The 5,897-nt window shown below is 71.5% G+C and carries 4 protein-coding genes; all 4 read right to left on the bottom strand.

Annotated elements, in window-relative coordinates; all coding sequences use genetic code 11:
* The coding region (locus VFZ20_RS15165; RefSeq protein WP_329684748.1) for a condensation domain-containing protein at nucleotides 1-1,199 on the bottom strand (1,199 nt) is incomplete at its 3' end.
* 412 nt (nucleotides 1,200-1,611) lie between these two features.
* On the bottom strand, nucleotides 1,612-2,871 hold the full coding sequence (locus VFZ20_RS15160; RefSeq protein WP_329684747.1) for a pyridoxal phosphate-dependent aminotransferase: 1,260 nt from the start codon (nucleotides 2,869-2,871) through the stop codon (nucleotides 1,612-1,614).
* Nucleotides 2,872-2,950: 79 nt separating this feature from the next.
* Nucleotides 2,951-4,339, bottom strand: coding sequence for a pyridoxal phosphate-dependent aminotransferase (locus VFZ20_RS15155; RefSeq protein WP_329684746.1), 1,389 nt, complete (start codon nucleotides 4,337-4,339; stop codon nucleotides 2,951-2,953).
* Between the two features lie 759 nt (nucleotides 4,340-5,098).
* A partial coding sequence (locus tag VFZ20_RS15150) for a M20/M25/M40 family metallo-hydrolase (protein ID WP_329684745.1) occupies nucleotides 5,099-5,897 on the bottom strand: 799 nt, incomplete at its 5' end.

The raw sequence follows: 5,897 nt of genomic DNA, 5'->3' as shown, positions 1-5,897 counted from the left end.
AGCAGCGTGCCGAACACCACGTCCTGCTGCCCCGAGGCGCGCGCCAGCACCTGTGCCCACGCCACGTGAAAGACGGCCGCCGCGCTCACCCCCAGCGCACGCGCGCGCTCCCGCAGCCGGGCCGAAAGGGCTGGGTCCACCTCCAGCCGCGCCTCGCGCATGGCGGACCCGTCGCCCCGCACGTCCAGCACCCCGAACGGCGCCGTCGGCTCCTCCACGTCGCCCAGCATCTCCGTGAAGAACGCCCGGTGCTCCTCCTCGCTCACGCCGGTGCGCGCCTGCGCCACGAAGTCGCGAAAGGGCAGCGGCGCGGGAAGCGCGTCCGCGCGCCCCGCCAGGTGCGCCTCGATCTCCCCCTGCAGCACCTCCAGGGTGGCGTGGTCGCTGATCAGGTGGTGGCGCAGGAGGAGGAGCAGCCAGCGGTCCGCCGCCGCGTCGTGCGCGAAGTGGGCGCGCATGAGCGGGGCCTCGCGCAGGTCGATCCGGTGGCGCCGGGGATCGAACCGCGCGTACAGCTGCGCCGCCGCGTCCCCGCCCGCCGGGTCCAGCACCACCTCGTCGGCCTTCAGCCGGGCCGTTCGCCACACCACCTGCACCGGCTCCCGCAGGCCTTCCCAGATCACGGCCGTGCGCAGGATGTCGTGCCGGTCCATCACCGCCTGGAGCGCGTCCAGGTACCGCTCCACGGCCGTCCGGCTCTCGAACACGTGGATGGACCCCAGCAGGTACGGGTCGCCCTCCGCCGTCACCAGGTGGTGAAAGAGGATGCCCTCCTGCAGCGGCGCCAGGGGATACACGTCCTGCAGGTTGTCCGCGCCGCCCGGCACCGCCGCCACGACCCGCGCGTGCTCGGCCTCCGTGAGCTCCACCAGCGGAGGGGCCGGGGGAGGCGCCATGGCCGCCTCGTACCCGCCCGACCGCACCAGCTCCCGCAGCGCCGGCTTGTTGGCCCGCAGGGCGGACACCAGCGCCGCGTCCAGGGCGCGCTTCGTGGAGCGCACGACCAGCTCGTCCCCTTCGCAGGCCAGGACGATTCCACGGTCGCGGAGCTCGTCCAGGAGCGCCGAAAGGCCCGTCTCCGGCTCCTTCCCGGCGACCCGCAGCCCGTCCGCACGAATGCGCGCCGGCCCGGCCGGATCCGGCCGGGCCGGCGTGTCCTCACCCGGCGTGGAACTCGGCTCGTTCGTGACAATCGACATGGCAGCTCAGGTGCAGGCAGTTGCAGGGGTGGGTTCCGCGGGGCCCGCCGAACGGGCGGACGGTACGGCTCCGGGCGGCGCGCGCGGGACGCGGGGCGAGCGCCGTTCTCACGACGCGCCAAGCCCGGGCGATCGCTTATTCTGGGGCGGCAAACGATCAGCGGAAGAGCACAAGTATAACCCCTGCCGGCGCCTTTGTTCAAGGGACCCCGGCCGGTCCGATCCGCGCCGCAACTGCTTTCCGCGTACATTTTTACGCACGCACAGCGGGCCCGGCGAACGGCGGCCCGCACGCGCGCCGCTCTCCGGGACCGCTGGGGAGACTGTCTCTACATGGCGTAAAGAGAACGAAACGATCGCGAGCCCCCACCGCCCCGTGGCGGTGGGGGCCCGGCGCGCGCTCCCGTCCCGGTCAGACGGCCGCGCAGTCCTCCTCCGCCGCCCCGACCTCCGCCCCGACCTCGTCCTCGTACCCGCCCACGACCTTCAGGCCGCGGATGGCGTCCAGGGCCGGGTGCGGGGCGGGAGCGCTCGTGGCCTCGATGAGCGCCTTGATGGTGCGCAGGGCGGCCTTCATGCGGTCCATGCTCTCCGTGCCCACGCCCACGCGGATGTACCCGTCGCACGACCTGCCGTACCCCACGCCCGGGACCGCGGCCACCTTTTCCTCGTGCAGCAGGCGCAGGCAGAACGGCTCCGAGGCCAGGGTGGACGGCGCGATGCTCACGAAGAAGTAGAACGTGGCGCTCCCGTCCATGTACGTCAGCCCGATCTCGTCCATGTACCGGGCCAGCTCCGCGCGCTTGGCCACCACCTCCTGGATCTGCGGCTTGGTGACGGCCAGGATGTCGTGGAAGTGGCGCTCCAGGTACTGCGCCAGGATCGTGGGCGGGCACGTGATGAGGTGCTGGCTGATCTTGAGCAGCTGCTCCATCACCGTGGCGTTGGAGATCAGGTAGCCGATGCGCCACCCCGAGAGCCCCCACCCCTTGGACATGGTGTTGCAGATGATGGTGTGCTCCTTCTCCGGGTCGTCCAGGCCCGTGGAGATGAACGGCTCGGCCGACACGAAGTCGCTGTACGCCTCGTCGGAGACCAGGTAGATGCCGTGCTCCTTGGCCACCGCGTGCAGGTACCGCAGCTCGTCGCGCGTGTATACCCGGCCCGTGGGGTTCTGGGGCGAGCAGATGACGATGGCGCGGGTGCGCGGCGTGACCCACTCGCCCAGCTCCGTCACGGGCACGTCGTGCGGCACCATCACGGGGGTGGCGTGGCACAGCCGCACCTGCTCGCTGTAGCTCACCCACGCCGGCTCCGGCACCACCACCTCGTCGCCCGGCTCCAGCAGCGCCATGAACGTCATGTGCACGGCCAGCTTGGACCCGGCCGTCACCACGATCTCGCTCGCCGGGTCCACGGGCACCCCGTACTCGCTTTCGTAGTACGCCGCCAGCTTCTGGCGCAGCCCGGGAAGCCCGCGCGAATCCGAGTAGTGGTACAGCGAGGGGAACGGGAGCGTGTCGAACGGCTGGAGGGGGATGTCGAAATAGGCCTCGCCGAACGAGCAGATGGTCACGTCCTCGCCCGCCGCCTTGAGGGCGGTGCTGTAGGCGTTGAACTTGATGGACATCGCCGTGGCCACGTCTTCTACGTGCTTCGCGTGCCGGGCCATTGCTTCTCCTTGCGTGAGAGTCGGGAACAGAATCGCCTTTGGGAACCGCGCGGGCACCGTGTTGTGCCCCGCGGGCGGGTCAGGAGAGCGTGAGCTTGGCCCCCGACGCGACAAACCGCTGGAACCCCGCCTCGTCGCCGGCGGCCGCGGCCATGCGGCGCACCGCCTCCTCCAGGTCGGCCTCGGAGGTGGCGGTGGAGATCCGCAGGTAATGCTGCCCTTCGCTGCCGTGCACGCTGAACGAGCGCCGGTCCACCGTGGCCACCCGGTACGCGTGCAGCAAAAAGAGCTGAAAGAGCGTCGCCGGGCTGGTGTGCGTCCGCACCTCCTCCGGCAGCCGCGCGTGCGCCCGCAGCGCGCCCAGGCGCTCCAGCGCGCCGCTCACGTTGGGAAAGGCGTAGAACGCCCCCCGCGGCGTGTGGCAGCGAAACTCCGGGACGGCGTTGAGCCCCCCCACCACCAGGTCGCGCCGGCGCTGAAAGCCCTTCACCATCTCCTGGATGGCGGGGGCGCTCAGGGGCGAGGTGAGCGCCTCCACGGCGGCCCACTGGTTGTACGGCGGGATGGAAGCGAAGTGGTTGATGGACAGCCGCCGGGCCACCTGCGCCTCGCGCACCGTGGGGTACACGGCCCAGCCCACCCGGCCGCCCGTCCACGCGAACGTCTTGCTGCACCCCGAGGAGAGGATGGTGCGGCTTTCCATCCCCGGGAGGGAGGCGATGGAGACGTGCTCGTGCCCGTCGAAGTTGATGGCCTCGTACGCCTCGTCCGAGAACACGCGCGCGTGCGGGCCCGTCCGCTCCAGGAAGAGCCCCGCCAGCTCCTCCAGCTGCGCGCGGGTGGCCACGCTCCCCGTGGGGTTGGAGGGGTAGTTCAGAAAGACCAGCGCCGTCCGCTCGTTCAGCAGCGGCTCGAACACCGCGCGCGTGAGGCCGAACCCGTCTTCCTCGCGCAGCACCGCCGGCACGGGGACGGAGCGGTAGAACGGGATGAACGACTCGTACAGGGGATAGCCGGGCGACGGGTACACCACCTCGTCGCCCGCTTCCACGTAGGCCAGGTGCGCAAAGCCGATGGCGGGACGGTGCCCCGGGAACACCACCACGCGGTCCGGGTCGATGTCCAGCCCGTGCCGCTCGCCCAGCGACTCGGCCACGGCGCGGCGCAGCTCCGGGATGCCCTCGGGGGCGCAGTAGGTGGTGAGGCCGCGGTCCACGGCCCGCTTGAGCGCGTCGGCGATGTGCCCGGGGAGCGGGTAGTCCGGCTGGCCGATGTTGCAGCGGATCACCCGCTCGCCCAGCGACTCCACCTCCGACACCCGCGCGCCCAGGTTGAACGCCTCCTCCGTGCCCATGCGGCCCACGCGCTCCGTGAAGAGCCCGGACCGGGCGGGAAAGACGGGGATCTTGAGCTTCGGCTCCGCGCGCTCCGGGGCAAGCCGGGGCGCGGAGGGAAGGACCTGGATCATGCGCAAATCCTGTAACGTGAAGGGCGAGATGGCGGCCCCGCGGCCGCCGGACGCCCGTATGTGGCGTCCGGGCGGATGGGCCGGCACTCGCCCCGCGGCAAAACCAGACGACAGGACGGCACTCCATTCCCGTACCGGGATGGAGCTGTCCCGTGTCGGGACGCACAACCTGCTGTGATTAAGATTTGTGTCGGATTGAGACAGGCAGACCCGGCGCGGCTCTTGGCTTGGGAACGAGGCCCGGAGCACGAGCGCGACGGAATCCGGAAGCGGCAGGACTAACCCGCAACGACATTTTTATTTCGGTGCCCGATGAGGATAGCCAAGTTCATCCACCCCGTCAAGGCATGCTCCCGTATTTTCCGCCGCCAGCAATGGAAACATCATCCAGCGTAAACCCTTCACGTCACCGCGCAAAGAGAGCGCGCCGGGAGGGGATCGCGCGGACGCGGAACGAACGTGTCCGCGGGGCCGGATACGTGACAATCCCCCCTATTCGCGCGGGAACCCGGCCGGCCCGCACGCCGGGGTGCATCCCGGTCCCGGCGTTCCCACGCGGGCGCTTCCGGGCATCCCCCCGGCCTTCAGGCGCAGGGGCGCACGATCGACCGTATCACGCCACCAGCAGTCACACTAACGCTGGCGTCACCCGCCGTCTTCCGAAGCCGCTCCCGTCGCCCGTTCCATCCGGCGGCGGCGCTCCGGGCCTTCGTTTCCCTGCGGAAACGGTGACGCCTTCGTCCCACGGGACCGGGCGGATCAGCCGGTGACGGCCAGCGGCGGGTGAATGCCGCGGACGGGGATCCCCCGCGCCTCCGCCAGCGCCCCCTGCACGGCGCGGATGAGCACCGGGTACGCGTCGAAGGCAACGCGCGCCTCCTCCAGGTCCAGCCGCTCGCGGTTGGTGTGCGCCAGCGCCTCCCGCCCCGGCGCGAAGCCGATGGTCGGCACGCCGTGGGTCCCGCAGCTGTGCCCGCCGTCCGTGCCGAACTTCCACGGGCGGATCTCCGGCGCCCGCCCCAGCACCTCGCGCAGCGTCCGCGCCGCCGCGACGACGAGCGGATGATCGTCGTCCAGCAGGAAGCCCGGCGTGAAGTTGCTGTTCTCTTCCTCGTAGCCCGTCCACGCCTGGAACCGCGCCCGCCCGGGCAGTACGTCCACCCGCATCCCCTCGACGGACGGCACCCGCGCGGCGATGGCGGAGCGGATCTGCTCCAGCGCCTCGGCCTCGTCCCAGCCCGGCAGCACCCGCCAGTCCAGCGTGATGCGCACCCGGTCGGGCACCACGTTCCCGCTGCGGGGCCACACCTCGATGACCGTCGGCGTCAGCGTGGCCGCGCCCAGGACCGGATGAGACGGCTGCGCGTCGGACAGGTCGCGGAGGGCGAGAAGAACGTGCGGCAGCAGGTCGTTGGGATTGCGCCCCCGCTCCGGCGTGCTGGCGTGGGCCGCGACGCCGTGGATCTCCACGGCCAGCTCCGCGTGCCCGCGGTGCCCCGTGCACAGGTCCAGCCCCGTGGCCTCGCCCAGGATGACGGCGCCGGGGCGGATGCCGGAC

The organism is Longimicrobium sp. (genome assembly GCF_036280135.1).
Taxonomy (GTDB): Bacteria; Gemmatimonadota; Gemmatimonadetes; order Longimicrobiales; family Longimicrobiaceae; genus Longimicrobium.
Note: the sequence above shows the minus strand (reverse complement) of the source record. Positions and strands in the feature narration are given on the sequence as shown.

What these genes read in the sequence shown, in the direction of transcription:
- VFZ20_RS15160 (WP_329684747.1), bottom strand. Translation starts at nt 2,871, where the DNA reads ATGGCCCGGCACGCGAAGCACGTAGAAGACGTGGCCACGGCGATGTCC.
- VFZ20_RS15155 (WP_329684746.1), bottom strand. Translation starts at nt 4,339, where the DNA reads ATGATCCAGGTCCTTCCCTCCGCGCCCCGGCTTGCCCCGGAGCGCGCG.